The following is a 21,025-nucleotide window of genomic DNA, read 5'->3' as shown; positions in this document are numbered from 1 at the left end:
ATGAAAACGACAGGACGTGTAAACGGTATCATATCCAACATCGTGATCGTCAAGGCCGACGGACCTGTGGGCCAGAATGAGATCTGCTATGTGTGGACGGGTGGTACGAAGATGATGGCCGAGGTCATCAAGGTCATAGGCGATTCGGCCTATGTACAGGTTTTTGACAGCACGCGCGGCTTGAAGATCGGCGACCGGGTTGAATTCGAGGGGCACATGCTCGAAGTGACGCTGGCGCCGGGCCTGCTTTCGCGCAACTACGACGGTCTGCAGAACGACCTCGAAAAGATGGAGGGGCTGTTCATCGCCCGCGGATCGATCACCGACCCGGTTGATTTCGAGGCCGAGTGGGCGTTCACGCCGCTGGCCAAGGCGGGCGACAAGGTGTCGGCCGCATCGTGGCTGGGCGAGGTGAAGGAGCAGTGGGTCATGCACAAGATCATGGTCCCGTTCACGATGACCGGGAACTATACGGTCAAGAGCGTGGCGAAGGCCGGGACCTACAAGGTGACGGATACGATCGCCGTGGTGACCGACTCCGAAGGGGAGGATCACGAGATCACGATGGTGCAGAAGTGGCCGGTGAAGCAGGCCGTGCGCTGCTATACGGAGAAGCCTCGTCCGTCGCGCGTGATGGAGACGGGCGTGCGTGCCATCGATACGTTCAACCCGATGGCCGAGGGCGGTACGGGCTTCATCCCGGGGCCGTTCGGTGCGGGCAAGACGGTGCTGCAGCACGCGATTTCGAAACAGGCCGATGCCGACGTGATCATCATGGTGGCGTGCGGCGAGCGTGCCAACGAGGTGGTGGAGATCTTCAAGGAGTTCCCCGAGCTGGTCGACCCGCGCACGGGCCACAAGCTCATGGAGCGTACGATCATCATCTGCAATACGTCGAACATGCCCGTCGCGGCTCGTGAGGCTTCGGTCTACACGGGTATGACGATCGGCGAATACTACCGTTCGATGGGCCTGAAGGTGCTGGTTATGGCCGACTCGACGTCGCGTTGGGCGCAGGCGCTGCGCGAGATGTCGAACCGCCTGGAGGAGCTTCCGGGTCAGGATGCCTTCCCGATGGACCTTTCGGCCATCATCTCGAACTTCTACTCGCGGGCCGGTCTGGTGACGCTCACGAACGGCCAGACGGGTTCGGTGACGTTCCTCGGTACGGTTTCGCCTGCGGGCGGTAACCTCAAGGAGCCGGTTACGGAATCGACGAAGAAGGCCGCGCGCTGCTTCTACGCCCTGTCGCAGGGCCGCGCCGACTCGAAGCGCTACCCGGCCATCGACCCGCTGGAGTCCTATTCGAAATACCTGGAGTATCCGGAGATCCGCGAATACCTCGACGAGCACATCGAGAAGGACTGGGTGGACCTCGTCTATGCGGGCAAGACGCTCGTGCAGCGCGGCAAGGAGGCCAACGACCAGATCAACATCCTGGGCGACGACGGCGTGCCGGTGGAGTACCACGAGCGGTTCTGGAAGTCGGAGCTGATCGACTTCGTGATCCTGCAGCAGGATGCCTTCGACGACATCGACGCCAACTGCCCGATCGAGCGTCAGAAGATGATGTACGAGATGGTGCTTGGGATCTGCCGCAAGTCGTTCTCGTTTGCGGATTTCGAGGAGTGCTCGCAGTTCTTCAAGGGTTTGATCAACCTCTTCCGCCAGATGAACTACTCGGAGTGGAAGTCGGAGAAGTTCGAGGACTACAAGCGTCAGATCGAAGAGTACGTGAGTGAAAAAAACAGATAAGCCATGACAACACGCGCATTTCAGAAGATATATACCCGGATTGACAACATCACCAAGGCGACGGTGACGCTGCGGGCGCAGGGCGTCGGCAACGACGAACTGGCCACGGTGGGCGGGAAACTGGCCCAGGTGGTGAAGATTATGGGCGAGAACGTGACGCTTCAGGTTTTCGCCGGTACGGAGGGCCTTTCGACCGATTCGGAGGTCATCTTCCACGGCGAGCCGCCGAAGCTGCGGGTTTCGGACGCGCTGGCCGGGCGCTTCTTCAACGCCTACGGCGAGCCGCTGGAGGGCGGAGAGATCGTCGAGGGCGAGGCCCGGGAGATCGGCGGCCCGACGGTGAACCCGTTCAAGCGTATCCAGCCCTCGGAGCTGATCGCCACGGGTATCGCGGGCATCGACCTGAACAACACGATCGTGACCGGCCAGAAGATTCCGTTCTTCGCCGACCCGGACCAGCCCTACAACGCGGTGATGGCCAACGTGGCGCTGCGCGCCAAGGCCGACAAGATCATCCTGGGCGGCATGGGACTGACGAACGATGACTTCCTCTACTTCAAGTCGGTGTTCGAGAACGCCGGGGCGCTGGACCGCATCGTGTCATTCGTCAACACGACGGAGAACCCGCCCGTGGAGCGTCTGCTCGTGCCGGACATGGCGCTGACGGCCGCCGAGTACTTCGCCGTGGACAAGGGCGAGAAGGTGCTGGTGCTGCTGACGGACATGACGCTCTACGCCGACGCCTTGGCGATCGTCTCGAACCGTATGGACCAGATTCCGTCGAAGGACTCGATGCCGGGTTCGCTCTATTCGGACCTGGCGAAGATCTACGAGAAGGCCGTGCAGCTGCCCAACGGCGGCTCGATCACGATCATCGCGGTGACAACCCTCTCGGGCGGCGACATCACGCACGCCATCCCCGACAACACGGGTTACATCACGGAGGGTCAGTTGTTCCTGCGCAACGACTCCGATACGGGCAAGGTCATCGTGGACCCGTTCCGTTCGCTGTCGCGACTCAAACAGCTCGTCATCGGCAAGAAGACGCGCGAAGACCACCCGCAGGTGATGAACGCCTGCGTGCGTCTCTACGCCGACGCCGCCAACGCGAAGACGAAGCTCGAAAACGGTTTCGACCTTTCGGACTACGACGAGCGGGCGCTGAAATTCGCCCGTGACTATTCGGAGAAACTGCTGGCGATCGACGTGAACATCGGCATCACGGAGATGCTTGATACGGCATGGGGCCTCTTTGCGAAGTATTTCTCGAAGGAAGAGGTCGCCATCAAGGAGGAACTGATCAAGAAATACTGGAAGGAGGCGTAACGCACGATGGCCATCAAGTTTCAATACAACAAGACTTCGCTGGGCGAACTCGGAAAGCAACTGAAGATGCGCCAGAAGGCGCTTCCTACGATCAAGAGCAAGGAATCGGCGCTGCGTTCCGAAGTGAAGAAGGCGAAGGACTCCGCGGCGGACTACCGGCGTCGTCTCGAAACCCTGAAGGGGGAGTACGACTACATGGTTTCGCTGTGGGGGGAGTTCGACAGTGACCTTCTCCGCATTTCGGACGTGGATCTTGGGCTGCGGAAGATTGCGGGCGTGCGCATTCCGGAACTGGAGGACGTGCGGTTTGAGGAGAAGCCCTACGACCTGTTCTCCTCTCCGGCGTGGTTCGCCGACGGCATCGACATCCTCAAGCGTCTGGCACGTCTGGGGCTGGAGTTCGAGGTCTACAACCGTCGGATGGAGCTGCTGGACTTTGCGCGCCGGAAGACGACGCAGAAGGTGAACCTCTACGAAAAGGTCCAGATCCCGGGCTATGAGGACGCCATCCGGAAGATCAAACGCTTCATGGAGGACGAGGAGAACCTTTCGAAATCGGCCCAGAAGATCGTGAAAACCAAACAACAGGCCGCCGGGGAGGGCGCGATGTTATGATAGCCAGAATGTCGAAATACGACTTTGTGCTCTATGCGGCACAGGGTGAGGACTTCATCGGGAAGTTGCGCGACCTGGGGCTGGTGGACATCACCACGACGGGTTGGGAGCCCTCGGAGGAGGACCGTCAGCTGCTGCTCGACATCGAGGGCTGCACGAAGGCTGCGGAGTTTCTGAAGGCGTTCCGCCAAGAGGAGGGGCGTTGCGATGCAGGTGCCGCGGCGTTCGCTTCGGGCGAGGAGGCCTATGAGCACTATGCGGCGGCGCAGCGGAATGCGGCGGCGATCCGTGCGGAGATTGCGCGGCTGGAGAAAGCCGCCGACGAACTGCGCCCGTGGGGGCCGTTCGACGTGACGCGCACGGAGCGGCTCGCCGGGGAGGGTATCGTCCTGCGCTACTTCTTCACCCAGCGCAATACCTACGACAAACAGGCGGCGGAGTGGTCCGAACACTATTCGATTTCGGAGATCTCGCGCAACGACTCGACGGTCTGGTTCGTCGTGGTGGCGGCTCCGGGCGAGGAGATTACGCTCGATGCCCAGGAGATGAAGACGCCGCACATGGATATCCGCGAGGCGGAGCGCCGCATTGCGGAGGAGAGTGCAAAACTCGCGGCGCTGGATGCGGAGTTCTCGCGCGTGGCGGCTTCGGAGAAGCTGCTGGCAGAGTACGGCGCTACGCTGAAGGAGCGCCTGCAGGAGGTACGCGTTACGGCTACGGCGCAGCAGGAGGCCGACGGCACGCTGCTGGTGATGGAGGGCTGGGCCGAGACGGAGACCTCGGAGAAGGTCGACGCCCTGCTCGAATCGTATCCCAACGTGGTGTGGATCAAGAGCGACCCCACGCCGGAGGACGATACGCCCGTCAAGTTGAAAAACAACTGGTTCGCGCGGATCTTCGAACTGGTGGGCGACATGTATGCTCGTCCGAAATACGGCACGCTGGACCTGACGCCCTATTTTGCGCCGTTCTACATGCTCTTCTTCGGCATCTGCCTGAACGATGCGGGATACGGAGCGATCCTGACGCTGCTGGGCGCATGGATGCTTTCGAAGAACCGCAAGCCGGGCATGATGCGCCAGGCGGCGTGGTTCGCCACGTTGTGCGGCATCATGACGATCGTCTTCGGCGGTATCTGCGGCTCGTTCTTCGGCATCTCCATGTCGGAGTGGTTCCCGACGGTTCCGTTCCTGGATTTCCAGGGGAAATTCTTCTCCATCGCGCTGGCGATCGGCGTGGTGCAGATCCTCTTCGGCATGGCGCTCAACATCTGGACGACGGCGCGCTGCTTCGGCATCACGCAGGCTTTCGGACAGCTGGGCTGGTTCATCATCCTGGTGTCGTGCGTGCTGGCCATGGCGCTGCCCATGGCGGGGATCACCATCCCGGGCTTCACCTCCGGGTCGGTGGCCTTCTACGTGGCGCTGGGCCTCGGTGCCGTGCTGCTGTTGCTGCTGAACAATCCGAAGCGCAACCCGCTCATCAACTTCGGTGCCGGCCTCTGGGATCTCTATAACAACATTACGGGACTGTTGAGCGACGTGCTGTCGTACATCCGTCTCTTTGCCATCGGCCTTTCGGGCGGTATCCTGGCCTCGGTTTTCAATGCGCTGGCGGCGGGATTCGTGCCCGAGGGTGCGGGGATCGTGACGCGGCTGCTGATCATGATTCCGATCCTGCTGATCGGCCACGGCATCAACCTGTTCATGTCGACGATCTCGTCGTTCGTGCACCCGATGCGTCTGACGTTCGTGGAGTTCTACAAGAACGCCGGTTTCGAAATGACGATGCGGACATTCGACCCGCTCCGCAAACTGGAACAAGAAAATCAATAACAAATAACTGAAAAACAAGTAAAGCTATGGAAACAACAACTGCAATTATTTTGGGCTACATCGGCGTAGCGTTGATGGTGGGCCTTTCGGGCGTAGCGAGCTGCGTGGGCACGTCGGTGGCGGGCCAGGCGTCGATCGGCGCCATGAAGAAGAATGCCGGAGCCTTCGGCAGCTACATGATCCTCTCGGCTATCCCGGGATCGCAGGGCCTTTACGGCTTCGTGGGCTACTTCATCATCAAGGGCTTCCTGACGGAGTCGATGACCCTGTTGCAGGGTGCGGCCATTTTCGGTGCGGGACTGCTGACGGGTCTGGTCTGCCTGGCGTCGTCGTATTATCAGGCCAAGGTCTGCGCCGACGGCATCGCTGCAATCGGCAACGGCCACGACGTGATGGGCAAGACGCTGATTCTGGCCGCCTTCCCGGAGTTGTACGCGATTCTGACGGTTGCCGCCATCTTCCTGATCGCCGGAGCCATCTGATCTTCCGGACCGTACGGAAAAACCCGCCTTTCGAGGCGGGTTTTTTGTTGGGACAGGAGCATGTCAGGCCTTTCAGCGGCCCCTGCGGCGGGTCGAGGAGCGGACCTTTGGGCCCCGGCCTTTGCCGCGCTCGTCGGTGCTGCGGCCGCGGCGGGCCTCGACGCCCGGCAGCAGCAGCTCGAAGTCGAGCTGTCGTTTCTGGAGGTCGGCGCGCTTCACGCGGATGCGCACGGCGTCACCCAGGGTCAGGCGAATCCCGGTCGAGCGGCCGATGATCTCGTACTGCTGCTCGTCGAAGAAGAAGAAGTCGCCTTCGATGTCGCGCAGGAAGGACATGCCCTCGATGTGGGTTTCGTCCAACTCGACGTAGACGCCCCACTCGGTGAGTCCGGAGATGTGTCCTTCGAACTCCTCGCCGATGTGCTGCTTCATGAATTCGACCATCTTGTACTTGATCGAGGCGCGTTCGGCTTCGGCGGCGACGATCTCGCGGTCGGAGGCCCTTGCGCAGAGTTCCTCGACGGGCTCCTTGTCGACCGACTTTCCGCCGTCGAGGTAGTGTGCCAGCAGGCGGTGGACCATCATGTCGGGGTAGCGGCGGATGGGCGAGGTGAAGTGGGTGTAGTATTGGAATGCGAGTCCGTAGTGGCCGATGTTGTCGGTCGTGTAGAAGGCTTTGGCCATGGAGCGCACGGCCATCGTCGAGACGGCGTTCTCCTCGGTCGAGCCCTTGATCTGCTTGAAGAGCCTGTTCATCTCGCGGGCCACGGCGCGGCCCTTCGAGGCCTTGAAAACGTGTCCGAAGCGGAGGATGAACTGCCGGAAACGGTCGAGTTTCTCCTCGCTCGGGGCGTCGTGGACGCGGAAGACCATCGTGCGGGGGATGGCGCGGCCCTTCTCGTTGCGGCGGTGTGCGCAGAATTCGGCGACGCGGCGGTTGGCCAGCAGCATGAACTCCTCGATCATCTGGTTGGACTCCTTCTGCTCCTTGAAGTAGACGCCGAGGGGTTTTCCGTCGTCGTCGAGCCGGAACTTGACCTCTTCGCGTTCGAAGGAGATGGCGCCGTTCCTGAATCGCTGGGCACGCAGGGCCTGGGCCAGCCGGTTGAGGGTGAGGATCTCCTCGGCGAAGTCGCCGCGTCCGGTTTCGATCACCTCCTGGGCTTCGGCGTAGGTGAAGCGGCGGTCGGAGTGGATGACCGTGCGCCCGAACCACTCGTCGAGGATTTCGAGGTTCTCGTTGAGGGTGAAGACGGCCGAGAAGCAGAGGCTCGTCTCGTTGGGGCGCAGCGAGCAGAGCTCGTTGGAGAGGCGTTCGGGGAGCATCGGGACGGTTCGGTCGACGAGATAGACCGAGGTGCCGCGCTCGACGGCCTCGTCGTCGATGACGGAGTGGGGTTTGACATAATGGGTGACGTCGGCGATGTGTACGCCGATCTCCCAGACGCCGTCCTTGACCTTGCGCACCGAGAGTGCGTCGTCGAAATCCTTGGCGTCGGCGGGGTCGACGGTGAAGGTCGTCACCTTGCGGAAGTCGCGGCGCCGGGCGATTTCATGGGCCGTGACACGATCGTCGATGGCTGCGGCGGCCTCCTCGACTTCGGGTTCGAAGCGGTAGGGAAGGTCGTATTCGGCCAGGATGGCGTGCATCTCGGTGTCATTGTTCCCGGCGATGCCGAGGCGTTCGACGAGCTCCCCGACGGGGCTTTTGCTTCCGGGCTGCCAGTCGACGATGCGCACGACGACCTTCTCGCCGTCGCGCACGTCGGGATAGGTGCGTCGGGATAGGTAGATGTCCATGGGCATCCGGCGCGAATCGGCCCGGACGAAGATCTGATGGGCCCCGACTTCGGCGATGCCGACATAGGGTTTGCGGCTCCGTTCGAGGATGCGCGTGACCTCGCCTTCGAATTTTCCGTCGCGGCTGCGGTGGATGACGGCCACCTCGACGCGGTCTCCGTCGAGCGCGTTGCCCGTATTGCGGGGGTTGACGAAGATCTCCTCTTCGAGCCCTTCGACCGCGACGTAGACGGCGCCCGACTGGGTCATGCTGGCAACTCCTTCGTAGAGGGGGCGGTGCTGCTGCGAGAGGCGGTACTTTTCGCGCGAGCACTCCTCGACGATTCCTTCATCGAAGAGTCGGCTGAGGATCTCGAAGGTTTCGCGTCGTCCCTCCTTCGAGGCGCCGCCCGATACCGACGCGAGGTATTTGAGCGTGTATTGTGTGTTCGGGAAATCCCGGAGCAGGTGGAGAATGATCTCCGCGCGGTCGGAGCGTTTCGCCCCTTTGTCTGAACGTCGTTGCTGTTTCTTATTCATCGTCGTCATTATTTTTCCAGAATTTGCAGGGCCAGCCTGTACATGAATCCGATACCCGTATCGATGGCACGTTCATCGGGGTTGAAGGAGCCCGTATGGGAGCGACCGGCGGCGGTTCCCACGCCGAGCCGGTAGAAGATCGAGGGGTACTGGCGGCAGTAGAACCCGAAATCCTCGGCCGTGGTGCGCAGGGGCAGCATCTCGACCTTCAGGCCGTCGGCCTTGGCGAGGGTCACGGCGCGTTTGACGAGCAGTTCGTCGTTCACGACGCACGGATAGCCGTGGCTGATGTCCACGCGCGTCGAGACGCCGTAGCGGGAATCGATCTCCGCGGCGATGTTGCCGATGCGGCGGTGGATGATTCCGCGTTCCTGCTCGTCGAAGGTGCGGAGCGTCCCCTCCATGTAGACTTCGTCGGGGACGATGTTCGTGGCTCCGGCGGCCTCGACACGCCCGATCGAGAGGACGCACTCCTCGCCGTTGAGGGCGAGCAGCCGGGTGAGGAATTCAGCCCCGGCGGCCACGGGATCCTTGAGCTGCTTGCGCATGGCGCCGTGCCCGCCCGATCCGTGGATGCGGAAGCGGAGTTCGTCGCTGGCGGCCATGTACTTCCCGGCCCGGAATCCCAGGGTACCGACCTCCATTTGCGATTCAACGTGCTCGCCGACGACGGCCCGGATATCGTAGCCGTCGAATGGCTTCTCGGCCAGCACGAGCGAGGCGCCGCCGGGGTTGCACTCCTCGCCGGGCTGGAAGAGGGCCAGAACCGTACCCCGGAATGCGGGTGCGGCGGCGAGCTGCTGCACAACCCCGAAGAGCACGGCGGCATGGACGTCGTGTCCGCAGGCGTGCATGACGCCGTCGTTTTGCGACCGCCACGGGACGTCGTTTTGTTCGGTAATGGGCAGGGCGTCGATGTCGGCGCGCAGCACGACGGCATGTTTGTCGTTTTCGGGGGTTTTCGTCCCCCGGATGGTTGCCAGCACGCCGGTTTGGGCGATTCGGCGGTGTCCGATTCCGAGCCGGTCGAGTTGCGTTTCGATGAAGGCGGCCGTGTCGTGCTCCCGGAACGAGAGTTCGGGATGGGCGTGCAGGTGGCGCCGGAATTCGACGGGTGTGATCTCTAATTCGCTTTCCATGGGAATTTGAAGGTTTCAGTTGCGGGGCGCGCTCCGAAAGGCTCCGGAGGCGGCACGCCCACCGGTATCGTTGTCAGAAGAGCGCCGCGACGATCTTCTGGATGTTGGTCGTGCGGCTCATCGTGTAGTAGTGCAGCACGGGGACGCCTGCGGCCATGAGTTCGCGGCTCTGGGCGATGGTCCATTCGGTTCCGATCTGCTTGACGCTTTCGGGATGGGCCTTCACCTCGCGGACGAGTTCTTCGGGGATCTCGACGCTGAACGTCTCGGGCAGCACCTCCAGGTGGCGGAGCGTCGAGAGGGGTTTCAGCCCCGGGATGATCGGCACGGTGATCCCGGCCTCGCGGCAGCGGCGCACGAAATCGAAATACCTGCGGTTGTCGAAGAACATCTGCGTGATGACGTACTCGGCTCCGGCATCGATCTTGGCCTTGAGGTGGGCGATGTCGGAGGTGATGTCACGGGCCTCGAAGTGGACTTCGGGATAGCCGGCCACGCCGATCGAGAATTTCGAATGGTGGCACTCCTCGACCTCTCCGTCGATGAAGCGGCCGTGGTTCATGCCGTCGATCTGCCGCACGAGGTCGATGGCGTGGGCATGGCCCTGGGGGTGCGGCATGAACCGGCGCTCGTTCTGCGACTTGTCGCCGCGCAGGGCCAGGACGTTGTGCAGCCCGAGGAAATCCATGTCGATCAGCGTGTCCTCGATGTCGTACTTCGAGAGGCCGCCGCAGATCAGATGGGGCACGACCTCCACGCCGTAGCGGTGCTGGATGGCGGCCGAGATGCCGACCGTTCCGGGGCGTCGGCGGACGACGTGCCAGTCGACGCTGCCGTCCTCGCGCACGGTCTCCTTGATTCCTTCGCGGTGGAAGGTGATATTGATGTAGGCCGGGTCGTAGGGCATCAGCGGCTCGATGGCTGCGAAAATCTTCTGGCTTCCGTCGCCCTTGAGCGGCGGGAGGAGTTCGAAGGCGAACCTGGTTCGTTTCGTGGCGATCGCCTCGTGGATAATATCGACTACGTTCATGATGCGTGTCAGAGGTTGTTGGGGATGAGTTTCTTGATCTGTTCGACCTCCAGTCCGCGGCGGCGGGCGTAGTCGAGCAGCTGTTTGGTGTCGATGGTCCCGACGGAGAAGTATTCGGCGTCGGCGAACATCAGCCCGCAGAGCGCCTCGCCGGGATCGATCATCCAGTTCTCCGTGAGGTGCATTCCGGTCGTGGCCTCGACGGCGAGCAGGTCGAAGACCTCGCGCTTGAGCGAGTGGTCGGGCGAGGCGGGGTATCCGAAGGCCATGCGGCGCCCGCGGTAGTCGCCGCGGATGATGCGCGGGATGTCGAGCTTCTCGGAGGTTTCGTAGCCCCACATCTGCCGCCGCACGAAGGTGTGCACGGCCTCGGCAAAGGCCTCCGTAAGGCGGTCGGCCAGCAGCTTCGAGAGGATCGCCGAGTAGTCGTCGCCCTCGCTGCGGAACTGCTCTTCGAGTTTTTTCAGACCGATTCCGGCCGTCAGTGCGAAGCACCCGATCCAGTCGCCCTGGGGGGCGATCCAGTCTGCGAGCGAGCGGTTCTCCTCGCCGCGGGTCTGGTTGCGGAGCATCGGGAGCCGCTTTTCGCGCCCCTTGGTGTCGGTGACGATGATGTCGTCCTTCTCGGCACGGGCGGGGAAGATCCCCACGACGCCCTGCAGGGTCAGCAGCCGTTGGTCGCTGATCCGGGCCAGCAGGGCCTGTGCGTCGTCGAAGAGCTTGCGGGCCTCGGCACCCTTTTCGGAATGGTCGAGAATTTCCGGATAATGCCCCTTGAGCCCCCAGGCCGGGAAGAAGAAGTTCCAGTCGATGAAGGGTTCGGCATCGGCGATGTCGAAGTCGGGGAAGACCATGCGCCCCGGGTGGAGCGGCTTGACGGGCTGGTGTGCCGGTGCCCCGCGGCGGGCCTTGCGGACCTCGACGATCGGGATGAGGTCGCGTTCGCGCAGCCGGCGGGCATACTCTTCGCGGAGCGAGGCCTGCTTTTGCTTCACCTCGGCGACGTAGGCCTCGGCGCCGTCGCCGGTCAGGCGGGCGAGGATCTGGGTATTCTGGCTGGCGTTGGCCGAGTGGACCACTGCGCCGGAGTAGACCGGAGCGATCTTTACGGCCGTGTGGAGTTCGGAGGTCGTGGCGCCGCCGATGATGACCGGGATGCGCAGTCCGCGGCGTTCCAACTCCTGGCAGACGTGGGCCATCTCGTCGAGCGACGGCGTGATCAGCCCGCTCAGACAGATCGCCTGCGCGCCCCACGCCACGGCCTCGTCGACGATGCGCTCGGCCTCGACCATGACGCCCAGGTCGCGGATCTCGTATCCGTTGCAGGCCATCACCACCGCGACGATGTTCTTGCCGATGTCGTGGACGTCGCCCTTGACGGTGGCGATCACGACCTTCCCGGCCGAATGGGCCGACACGGCGGCGCCCTGTTCGATGTAGGGGGTCAGCACCGCCACGGCGCGTTTCATCACGCGGGCCGTCTTGACCACTTGCGGGAGGAACATCTTGCCCTCGCCGAACAATACGCCGACGCGCTCCATGGCGGGCATCAGCAGCCGGTCGATCACCTCCATCGGGCTTCCGAGCGCCTGGTAACCCTCCAGGGCATCCGCCTCGATCCAGTCGGCAATGCCCTTGAGCATGGCGTGGTCGATGCGCTCTTCGAGCGAGCCGCTGCGCCACGCATCGGGGGCCTGTGGCTGGGTCTGGGCCGTCTGCTGCACCTCGTGGGCATACTCCGTGAGGCGTTCGGCGGCATCGGCCCGGCGGCAGAGGATCACATCCTCGACGCGTTCGAGCAGCGCGGGTTCGATCTCGCTGTAGACGCGCAGCATCTGGGGGTTGACGATCCCCATGTCCATTCCGGCGCGGATCGCGTGGTAGAGGAACGCCGAGTGCATCGCCTCGCGCACGGCGTTGTTGCCGCGGAAGGCGAACGAGAGGTTCGAGACGCCGCCCGAAACCTTCGCATGGGGCAGGTGCTCCTTGATCCAGCGTGTCGCGTCGATGAAGGCCTTGGCATAGCCGTCGTGTTCGGGGATCCCCGTGGCGACGGCCAGCACGTTGGGATCGAAAATAATGTCTTCGGCCGGGAAGCCGTTTTCGGTCAGCAGGCGGTAGGCGCGTTCGGCAACCTCGATCTTGCGCTCGAAGGTGTCGGCCTGGCCGCGTTCGTCGAAGAGCATCACCACGGCGGCGGCTCCGTAGCGGTGAATCTCCGCCGCACGGCGCAGAAACTCCGCCTCGCCCTCCTTCAGCGAGATGGAGTTGACCACCGACTTGCCCTGCGTCACTTCAAGTCCCGCTTGAAGTACCTCCCACTTCGAGGAGTCGACCATCACCGGTACGCGGGCGATCTCGGGTTCCGAAGCCATCAGGTTGAGGAACGTCCGCATCGCCGCGGGCCCGTCGATCAGTCCGTCGTCCATGCAGACGTCGACCACCTGCGCCCCGGCCTCGACCTGTGCGCGGGCCACCGAGAGGGCCTCCTCGTAGTTGCCCTCGCGGATCAGCCGGGCGAACTTCGCCGATCCGGCGACGTTCGTGCGCTCGCCGATGTTGATGAAGTTGGCCTCGGGGACCACCCGCAGGGGCTCCAGCCCGGCGAGCACCGTTTCGTGACGCGGCTCGGGCAGCGGGCGCGGCGTATAGCGGCCGACGATCTTCGCCAGTTCGAGGATGTGCGCCGGGGTGGTTCCGCAGCAGCCGCCGACGATGTTCACCAGCCCGCGGCGCATGTACTCGCCGACATCCTCGGCGAACATCTCGGGGGTTTCGTCGTAGCCGCCCATGACGTTCGGGAGCCCGGCGTTCGGATGGGCCGAGATGCGGGTCTCGGCCACGGCGGCCAGCCGTTCGAGGTAGGGCATCAGCTGCCGGGCGCCGTAGGCGCAGTTCAGGCCGATCGACAGCAGCCGGGCGTGCGCGACCGAAGCGGCGAAGGCCTCGACGGTCTGCCCCGAGAGGGTGCGGCCGCTGGCATCGGCCAGCGTTCCCGAGACCATCACCGGGATCCGCTGCCCGCGCGCTTCGCACAGGCGGTCGATGGCGTAGAGCGCGGCCTTGGCGTTGAGCGTGTCGAAGACCGTCTCGACGAGCAGCACGTCCGCCCCGCCGTCCATCAGGCCGCGGGCCTGCTCGGTGTAGGCGTCGACCAGCTGCCGGAAGGTCACCTCGCGGGCCGCGGGGTTGGCCACGTCGGCCGACATCGAGGCCGTGCGGTTCGTGGGGCCCATCGAGCCGACGACGAAGCGGGGTTTCTGCGGGTTGCGCGCCGTGAAGGCGTCGGCCGCCGCACGGGCCACCTCGGCCGCGGCCCGCGACATCTCGTAGGCGAAGGCTTCGAGCCGGTAGTCGGCCAGCGACACGGCGTTGGCATTGAACGAGTCGGTTTCGATGATGTCGGCACCGGCCGCGAGGTACTTCTCGTGGATTTCGCGCACCACCTCGGGGCGGGTCAGCGCGAGCAGGTCGTTGCACCCCTTGAGCTGGACGTCCCACGTGCGGAAGCGTTCGCCGCGGTAGGCCTCCTCCTGCAGCCCGTAGCCCTGGACCATGGTGCCGAATCCGCCGTCGAGCAGCAGGATGCGGCGCGCCAGAAGCGCCTGCAGCGTGTCGTTTTTCGTATCTGTCGGTATCATTGTTCGATGATCTCTATTTCGAAGAGTTTGCTCCAGTTCTTGCCCGTGACGAAGAGGCGTTTCGAGTCGGGGTCCCAGGCGATGCCGTTCAGCACGTCGGTCGTCGGCGTATGCTCCCCGGCGGGCAGCAGCCCCGCGAGGTCCACAACCCCCTCGACGCGCCCCGTTGCCGGGTCGATGATGACCACCTGGTCCGTCGTGTAGACATTGGCCCAGATGCGGCCGTCGATCCACTCCAGCTCGTTGAGGTAGGGCACCGCCTCGCCGCGCCAGGTGACCGTCACGCGCTTCTCGCGGCGGAAAGTCGTCGGGTCCACCGTGTAGAGGTTGGCCGAGCCGTCGCTCATGTAGAGCTTTTCGCCGTCAGTCGTCAGCCCCCATCCCTCGCCCGGGTAGCGGTGGTCGCGTACCTTTTCGAGCCCGGAGTCCGTCAGGCGGTAGACGTGCACGGTGTTCGACTGCCAGGTGAGCTGGAAGAGCTCGCCGCCGAGGATGGCGATCCCCTCGCCGAACTCCGAGCGCGGCAGGCGCGCCATCTCGTGGCTGCGGCCCGTTTCGAGATCGAGGGTCTGCACCACCGACTCGCCGTGCTGTCCGGTCCCCTCCCAGAGTTGCCCGTCGTGCCAGAGCAGCCCCTGCGTGTAGGCCTTCGTCGAATGAGGGTAGGAGGCCTTCACACGGTAGGTGTATTGTTTCGGTTCGGGCTGCACGGCGGCTGCGGTTGCGGCACCCTTCGGCGCGCGCCTGGCGGAGCGTGCCGCGGAGTTCCCGCAGGCGGAGAGCAGGAGCGTCGTCAGCAAAAGGATCGTTGCAAGTTTCATCTTTCGGAGCGATATATCCTGCAAAGTTACGAAAAGCAAACCATAAATCATAATTTCCTTTATATTATGGGAGTTTCTGTTGCCGGGATGGGAATAATTTCATATCTTTGCCTCCCGATTCCGAGCGGAAAACGTTAGAAATCAGATATAATACATTCATTATGAACATTGTAAGAGAACAACACGGCGAGAACAACTCGCTGATCCGCGTGACCGTCGGCGAGGCCGATTACGGCCAGGAGGTCGAAAAGGCGCTGCGCGACTACCGTCGCAAGGCCAACATCCCGGGCTTCCGCCCCGGCATGGTCCCGATGGGCATCATCCGCAAGATGTACGGCAAGGGTGTCGTGGCCGAGCAGTCCTACCGCACGGCCTCCAATGCCGTTTTCGAATACCTCCAGAAGGAGGGCATCGACTACCTCGGCGATGTAATCCCGGCCGAGGAGCAGGGCGCTTTCGACTTCGAGAACAACACCGAATTCGAGTTCGTCTTCGAGATCGGTGAGGCCCCGGCCATCAACCTCGAGCTCTCGGACAAGGACAAGCTGACCTACAACAAGATCAAGGTCGACAAGAAGATGCACGACGACTACCGCTCGAACTACTTGCGCCGCTACGGCCGCCTGGTGGATGTCGATACGGTGACTTCGGACGAGGCGCTGACCGTGACGCTCGACAACGGCGACATGAACGTGGCCGACGCCTACGTGGGGCTGATCTCGATGTCGGAGGAGGAGCGCAAGCCTTTCCAGGGCAAGAAGGTAGGCGACAAGATGCACGTGAACATCAACGAGCTCTACAAGAACCCGGCACAGCGCGCCGCCTGCCTGCAGGTCAAGGAGAACGAGCTGGAGGGCATCAATCCCGAGTTCGAGATGGAGATCACCAAGATCCGCAAGTTCGCCGAGCCCGAATTGAACGGGGAGTTCTTCAAGATGGCCTTCCCGCAGGGGGATGTCACCGATGAGGCCGGATTCGACAAGCTCATCGACACGCAGATCGAGAGCGAGCTGCGCCGCGAGAGCGATTACCTCTTCACGCTGCAACTGCGCGACTATCTCGTCAAGAAGGCCGATCTGAAGATGCCCGAGGCGTTCCTCAAGCGCTGGCTCTACACGATCAACGAGGGCAAGTTCACGATGGAGGAGATCGAGAAGGATTTCGACCAGTTCCTGAAGATGTTCACCTGGAACTACCTCCAGAAGCACTTCATCAAGGCCGACAACCTCACCGTGACGAAGGAAGAGGCTACGGCCGAGGCCAAGGCGCTGGCTGCCGCCCAGTTCGCGCAGTACGGAATGCCGTCGGCTCCGGACGACATGCTGGCCGGTTACGCCGAGAAGATCCTTGCCGACAAGGAGCAGGGACAGAAGATCTACGAGAAGCTCTTCGAGACGAAGGTCGTCGAGGATGTGAAATCGAAGATCAAGGTGACGGAAAAGTCCGTCTCCGCCGAGGATTTCGCGAAATTGGCAAAGGAGCTTTAGGATTATTCGCCGATTTTTGATTATCTTTGGACTTTGCAGGCGCGATGTTTGCAAAGTCCTTTTCTTGTGCAGGTGGCAACCCGGACCGGGCCGAATTCTTCACCCCCCCCCTCCGGTGCCTGCTGCCGATTCAGGGGATGGAATGAAACCAGATTGAAAAAATATGTCCGAATTTGAAAAATACGCGCGAAAGCATTGCGGGATCAGTTCGCTGAAACTGCATGATTTCCAGTCGATCAGTGCGGCCTATGTCTCGCCGACGATTATCGAGGAGCGCCAGTTGAATGTCGCCACGATGGATGTTTTCTCCCGCTTGATGATGGACCGCATCATCTTCCTCGGAGCCCCGATCTACGACGATGCCGCCAATATCATCCAGGCGCAGTTGCTCTTCCTCGAGTCGGTCGACCCCGAGAAGGATATCCAGATCTACATCAACTCCCCGGGGGGTTCCGTCTCGGCAGGGTTGGGGATCTACGACACGATGCAGCTCGTCTCGTGCGACGTCGGGACCATCTGCACCGGGCTGGCCGCCTCGATGGGCGCCGTGCTGCTCACGGCCGGGACCCACGGCAAGCGGGCCGCTTTGCCCCATTCGCGGGTGATGATCCACCAGCCGCTCGGCGGCGCCCAGGGCCAGGCCTCCGACATCGAGATCACGGCCCGCGAGATCCTGAAAACCAAACGCGAACTCTACGAGATCCTCGCAGCCCATTCCGGGGTGTCGGTCCGCAAGATCGAGAAGGATGCCGACCGCGACTACTGGCTTTCGGCCCGGGAGGCTAAGGAGTACGGCCTGATCGACAACGTGCTTTCCAAACGTGAGAAATAACCCGCATGGCACAGAACCGAAACAACAATAACAACAGGAACGGCGGCGACAGCTGCTCGTTCTGCGGCGCCAAACGCTCGGAAGTGGAGATCATGTTCCAGGGCGTGGACGGGGCCAACATCTGCAACAAGTGCATCGAGAACGGTTACCGGATCCTGGTCGACAACGAGGTCGCCACGGACCGCAAGGGCCGTTCGAAAGCCGTTCCGTTCAGGAAGGAGGAGTTGCTGAAACCCGCCGAGATCAAGGAGTTCCTCGACCAGTACGTCATCGGTCAGGACGACGCCAAACGCTACCTGTCCGTGGCGGTCTACAACCACTACAAGCGGCTGCTCTACGCCCCGAAGGAGGATGAGGTGGAGCTCGACAAGTCGAACATCGTGCTCGTGGGGCCCACCGGAACGGGCAAGACCCTGATGGCCCGCACGATCGCCAGGCTGCTGAAGGTCCCCTTCACGATTGTGGACGCCACGGTGCTCACCGAGGCAGGGTATGTGGGCGAGGATGTCGAGAGCATCCTCTCGCGGCTGCTGCAGGTGGCCGACTACGACGTCGAGCAGGCCCAGCGCGGCATCGTCTTCATCGACGAGATCGACAAGATCGCCCGCAAGAGCGACAACCCGTCGATCACGCGCGACGTTTCGGGCGAGGGTGTGCAGCAGGCGCTGCTGAAGATCCTCGAAGGGACGGTGGTGAACGTCCCGCCCCAGGGCGGGCGCAAGCACCCCGAACAGAAGTTCATCCAGGTCGATACGCGCAACATCCTCTTCATCTGCGGCGGGGCCTTCGACGGCATCGAGCGCAAGATCGCCCAGCGGCTCAATACCCGTGCCGTGGGCTACGGGCGGATCAATGCCGACCCGATCGACCGTTCGAACCTCATGCAGTACGTCACGCCCCAGGATCTCAAGTCCTTCGGTTTGATTCCCGAGCTGGTGGGGCGCCTCCCGGTGCTGACCTACATGCAGCCGTTGGGCCGCGAGGCGCTGCGCTCGATCCTCACCGAGCCGCGCAACGCCATCATCAAGCAGTATGTGCGCCTGTTCGAGCTGGACGGCGTGAAGCTGACCTTCACGGACGAGGTGCTGGACTACATCGTCGACAAGGCCGTGGAGTTCAAGCTCGGGGCTCGGGGCCTGCGTTCGATCTGCGAGGCGGTGATGATGGACACGATGTTCGACCTCCCGTCGACCGATGCGCGAAAGTTTACCGTGACCCTGCCCTATGCAAAGAAAAAGATAGAAAAAGCAAAAATTTTGGAGCTTAAGCAAGTCGGATAGTTTCTTTTTATTTGCTTTTTTGCTATCTTTGCTGCCGGGCTCCCGATTGCCGGGAATAGACCGGCCGGAACCTGAAAAACCTGTTAAAAAATACTAACTCTATGTCTACAACGAATTCAAAACTGACGCGTGTTGCCGACAATGTCCGCATTCTGTCGGCCGCGATGGTGGAAAAGGCCAAATCGGGGCATCCGGGCGGTGCGATGGGCGGCGCGGATTTCATCACGGTGCTCTTTGCCGAGTTCCTGCGCTACGACCCCGACCGGATGGATTATCCGTTCCGGGATAGGTTCTTCCTCGATCCGGGCCACATGTCGCCGATGTTGTATGCGACGCTTTCGCTGGCGGGACACTATACGACCGAGGACCTGCAGTCGCTGCGCCAGTGGGGCAGCGTGACGCCGGGGCATCCCGAGGTGGATGTGATGCGCGGTGTGGAGAATACGTCGGGACCCCTCGGTCAGGGTCATGCGATGGCTCTGGGCGCCGCCATCGCCGAGCGTTTCATGGTGGCGCGCTTCGGCGAGTGGATGGCTCACCGGACCTACGCCTACATTTCGGACGGCGCCGTCGAGGAGGAGATTTCGCAGGGTGTGGGCCGGATTGCCGGACACCTCGGGCTGTCGAACCTGGTGATGTTCTACGATGCGAACAACATCCAGCTTTCGACGAAAGTCGATGAGGTCGACACGGAAAACGTCGCCATGAAGTACGAGGCGTGGGGTTGGAACGTGCTGTCGATCGACGGGCACAACATCAACGAGATCCGCGAGGCGCTGGTTGCCGCCGAGAGCGAGACGGAGCGCCCGACGCTCATCATCGGCCGCACGGTGATGGGCAAGGGCGCCAAGGGCCCCGCAGGGGAGAGCTACGAGAACAGGGTTTCGACCCACGGACAGCCGCTGACGGCTGCCGGGGCCGATTTCGCCGCCACGGTGCGCAACCTGGGCGGAGATCCCGACGATCCGTTTGCGGTCTTCGAGGAGAGCCGCGAGGTCTTTGCCGAGCGCCGGGAGGCGTTGCGGGAGTGGGCTTTGCGGCAGGCTGCCGTCGAGAAGTCGTGGCGCAGCGAGCACAGGGAACTGGCCATCAAACTCGATTCGTTCCTGTCGGGCCAGCTGCCGGAGATCGACTACAAGCAGATCGAGATGAAGGCCGACATCGCGACGCGGGCCGCTTCGGCCACGGTGCTGGGCGTCTATGCCGAGAAGATCGACAACATGATCGTGGCTTCGGCCGACCTGTCGAACTCGGACAAGACCGACGGATTTTTGAAAAAGACAAAAGCCTTTGCGAAGGGCGACTTTTCCGGAAAATTCCTTCAGGCGGGTGTTTCGGAGCTGACGATGGCCTGCGTGATGAACGGCATGGCGCTGCACGGCGGCGTGATTCCGGTTTGCGGGACGTTCTTCGTCTTCTCGGACTACATGAAGCCTGCGGTGCGCCTTGCGGCGCTGATGCGCCTGCACGTGGTCTACGTCTGGACGCACGACTCGTTCCGCGTGGGCGAGGACGGCCCGACGCACCAGCCCGTGGAGCACGAGGCGCAGATCCGCCTGATGGAGCACCTGAAGAACCACCAGGGCGAGCGTTCGATGGTCGTGCTGCGCCCGGCGGATGCCGAGGAGACGGTCATGGCCTGGAAACTGGCCGTCGAGGAGCACCGTCCCGTGGCCTTGGTTTTGTCGCGTCAAAATATCAAAAACCTGCCGACGCTGGGAGCCAGCCGCCGCGAGGAGGCCGCACAGATTGCGAAAGGCGGTTACGTGGTGATGGATGCCGCGAAGCCGGCTGCGGTGCTGATCGCTTCGGGTTCGGAGGTCTCGACGCTGGTCGAAGGTGCCGAACTGCTGGCGGCCGAAGGCATTGCCGTGCGTGTGGTGAGTGTCCCGAGCGAGGGTGTGTTCCGCGACCAGCCCAAGTCGTACCAGGAGTCGGTGCTGCCGGCCGGGCTGCCGCGTTACGGCATGACGTCGGGGCTCCCGGTGAACCTGCTGGGGCTCGTCGGCGAGCAGGGCATGATCCACGGACTCGACCACTTCGGCTATTCGGCTCCCTATAAGGTGCTGGACGAGAAGTTCGGCTACAATGGCGCGACGGTGGCTGCCGAGGTGAAGAAGATGCTGAAGAAGTAGGCAGCCGGACGGATCACCCGGCAGCAACGGTTTTCGAGCCGCCGCCGAGGTGAGGAAGATGTTGGGCCGGCAGTTCCCGGAACCGATAAGCAAAGGAGAGGAGAGACCGTCGGGTCGTTCCTCTCTTTTGCTGTCTATATTTATAGGTAAGGGTGGACGCGCGTGCAATTTTTGTAAAAACTCGAAAAAATTGCTTGTCAACCCGTAAAAAAACCTTATCTTTGCGATCCCGTCTGTCAAGCGGGGAGATGTGGAAAGATTTGACTGATTGCAAACCACAATAAAAAATCGCTAAAACAGCACGTTTTTTATTCTCAACAGCCAATTT

General features: G+C 62.4%; 15 protein-coding genes. 9 read left to right on the top strand and 6 right to left on the bottom strand.

What is annotated here, in order from left to right:
* The 5 genes from ABGT65_RS01320 to ABGT65_RS01300 are packed head-to-tail and all read left to right on the top strand — an operon-like array spanning window position 1 to window position 6,013.
* Window positions 1-1,755 (top strand): V-type ATP synthase subunit A, encoded by a 1,755-nt coding sequence (locus ABGT65_RS01320; RefSeq protein WP_346699416.1) that lies wholly within the window; start codon window positions 1-3, stop codon window positions 1,753-1,755.
* A gap of 3 nt (window positions 1,756-1,758) precedes the next feature.
* Window positions 1,759-3,081, top strand: a complete 1,323-nt coding sequence (locus ABGT65_RS01315; RefSeq protein ID WP_346699415.1) for a V-type ATP synthase subunit B — start codon at window positions 1,759-1,761, stop codon at window positions 3,079-3,081.
* A 6-nt stretch (window positions 3,082-3,087) separates the two neighbouring features.
* Complete coding sequence (locus ABGT65_RS01310; RefSeq protein WP_346699414.1) at window positions 3,088-3,696, top strand: V-type ATP synthase subunit D; 609 nt, start codon at window positions 3,088-3,090, stop codon at window positions 3,694-3,696.
* Window positions 3,693-5,531, top strand: coding sequence for a V-type ATPase 116kDa subunit family protein (locus ABGT65_RS01305; RefSeq protein ID WP_346699413.1), 1,839 nt, complete (start codon window positions 3,693-3,695; stop codon window positions 5,529-5,531). Before ABGT65_RS01310 ends, ABGT65_RS01305 begins: the two co-directional genes overlap by 4 nt.
* 26 nt (window positions 5,532-5,557) lie before the next feature.
* The gene (locus ABGT65_RS01300; protein ID WP_346699412.1) at window positions 5,558-6,013 is read left to right on the top strand and encodes an ATPase; all 456 of its coding nucleotides are present in this window, start codon (window positions 5,558-5,560) and stop codon (window positions 6,011-6,013) included.
* 72 nt (window positions 6,014-6,085) lie between these two features.
* Here ABGT65_RS01300 and rnr read toward each other — a convergent pair whose 3' ends face one another.
* From rnr to ABGT65_RS01275, 5 genes are all read right to left on the bottom strand, one after another.
* The gene (gene rnr, locus ABGT65_RS01295) at window positions 6,086-8,332 is read right to left on the bottom strand and encodes a ribonuclease R (RefSeq protein WP_346699411.1); all 2,247 of its coding nucleotides are present in this window, start codon (window positions 8,330-8,332) and stop codon (window positions 6,086-6,088) included.
* An 8-nt stretch (window positions 8,333-8,340) separates the two neighbouring features.
* Window positions 8,341-9,453, bottom strand: a complete 1,113-nt coding sequence (locus ABGT65_RS01290; protein ID WP_346703036.1) for a M20 family metallopeptidase — start codon at window positions 9,451-9,453, stop codon at window positions 8,341-8,343.
* Window positions 9,454-9,544: 91 nt separating this feature from the next.
* Window positions 9,545-10,501, bottom strand: a complete 957-nt coding sequence (locus tag ABGT65_RS01285) for a methylenetetrahydrofolate reductase (protein WP_346699410.1) — start codon at window positions 10,499-10,501, stop codon at window positions 9,545-9,547.
* A gap of 8 nt (window positions 10,502-10,509) precedes the next feature.
* Window positions 10,510-14,142, bottom strand: a complete 3,633-nt coding sequence (metH, locus tag ABGT65_RS01280; RefSeq protein WP_346699409.1) for a methionine synthase — start codon at window positions 14,140-14,142, stop codon at window positions 10,510-10,512.
* Window positions 14,139-14,963: a glutaminyl-peptide cyclotransferase gene (locus tag ABGT65_RS01275; RefSeq protein ID WP_346699408.1), complete on the bottom strand. Its 825-nt coding sequence runs from the start codon at window positions 14,961-14,963 to the stop codon at window positions 14,139-14,141. The genes metH and ABGT65_RS01275 overlap by 4 nt, the downstream gene beginning before the upstream one ends.
* Window positions 14,964-15,124: 161 nt before the next feature.
* On the opposite strand from ABGT65_RS01275, the gene ABGT65_RS01270 reads away from it, so the two are divergent.
* From ABGT65_RS01270 to ABGT65_RS01255, 4 genes are all read left to right on the top strand, one after another.
* On the top strand, window positions 15,125-16,450 hold the full coding sequence (locus ABGT65_RS01270; protein WP_346699407.1) for a trigger factor: 1,326 nt from the start codon (window positions 15,125-15,127) through the stop codon (window positions 16,448-16,450).
* A 163-nt stretch (window positions 16,451-16,613) separates the two neighbouring features.
* Complete coding sequence (gene clpP / locus ABGT65_RS01265) at window positions 16,614-17,282, top strand: ATP-dependent Clp endopeptidase proteolytic subunit ClpP (RefSeq protein ID WP_346699406.1); 669 nt, start codon at window positions 16,614-16,616, stop codon at window positions 17,280-17,282.
* Window positions 17,283-17,287: 5 nt separating this feature from the next.
* Complete coding sequence (gene clpX / locus ABGT65_RS01260) at window positions 17,288-18,562, top strand: ATP-dependent Clp protease ATP-binding subunit ClpX (protein ID WP_346699405.1); 1,275 nt, start codon at window positions 17,288-17,290, stop codon at window positions 18,560-18,562.
* A gap of 101 nt (window positions 18,563-18,663) precedes the next feature.
* A complete protein-coding gene (locus ABGT65_RS01255) occupies window positions 18,664-20,697 on the top strand; it encodes a transketolase (protein ID WP_346699404.1) in 2,034 nt (677 codons plus the stop codon).
* A gap of 13 nt (window positions 20,698-20,710) precedes the next feature.
* On the opposite strand, the gene ABGT65_RS01250 is transcribed toward ABGT65_RS01255, so the two are convergent.
* Window positions 20,711-21,022 carry a hypothetical protein gene (locus tag ABGT65_RS01250; protein WP_346699403.1) on the bottom strand — a complete coding sequence of 104 codons (312 nt, stop codon included), beginning with the start codon at window positions 21,020-21,022 and terminating at the stop codon, window positions 20,711-20,713.
* Window positions 21,023-21,025: the final 3 nt, after the last annotated feature.

Origin of the sequence: uncultured Alistipes sp., from assembly GCF_963931675.1 — a bacterium.
Taxonomy (GTDB): domain Bacteria; phylum Bacteroidota; class Bacteroidia; order Bacteroidales; family Rikenellaceae; genus Alistipes.
Note: the sequence above shows the minus strand (reverse complement) of the source record. Positions and strands in the feature narration are given on the sequence as shown.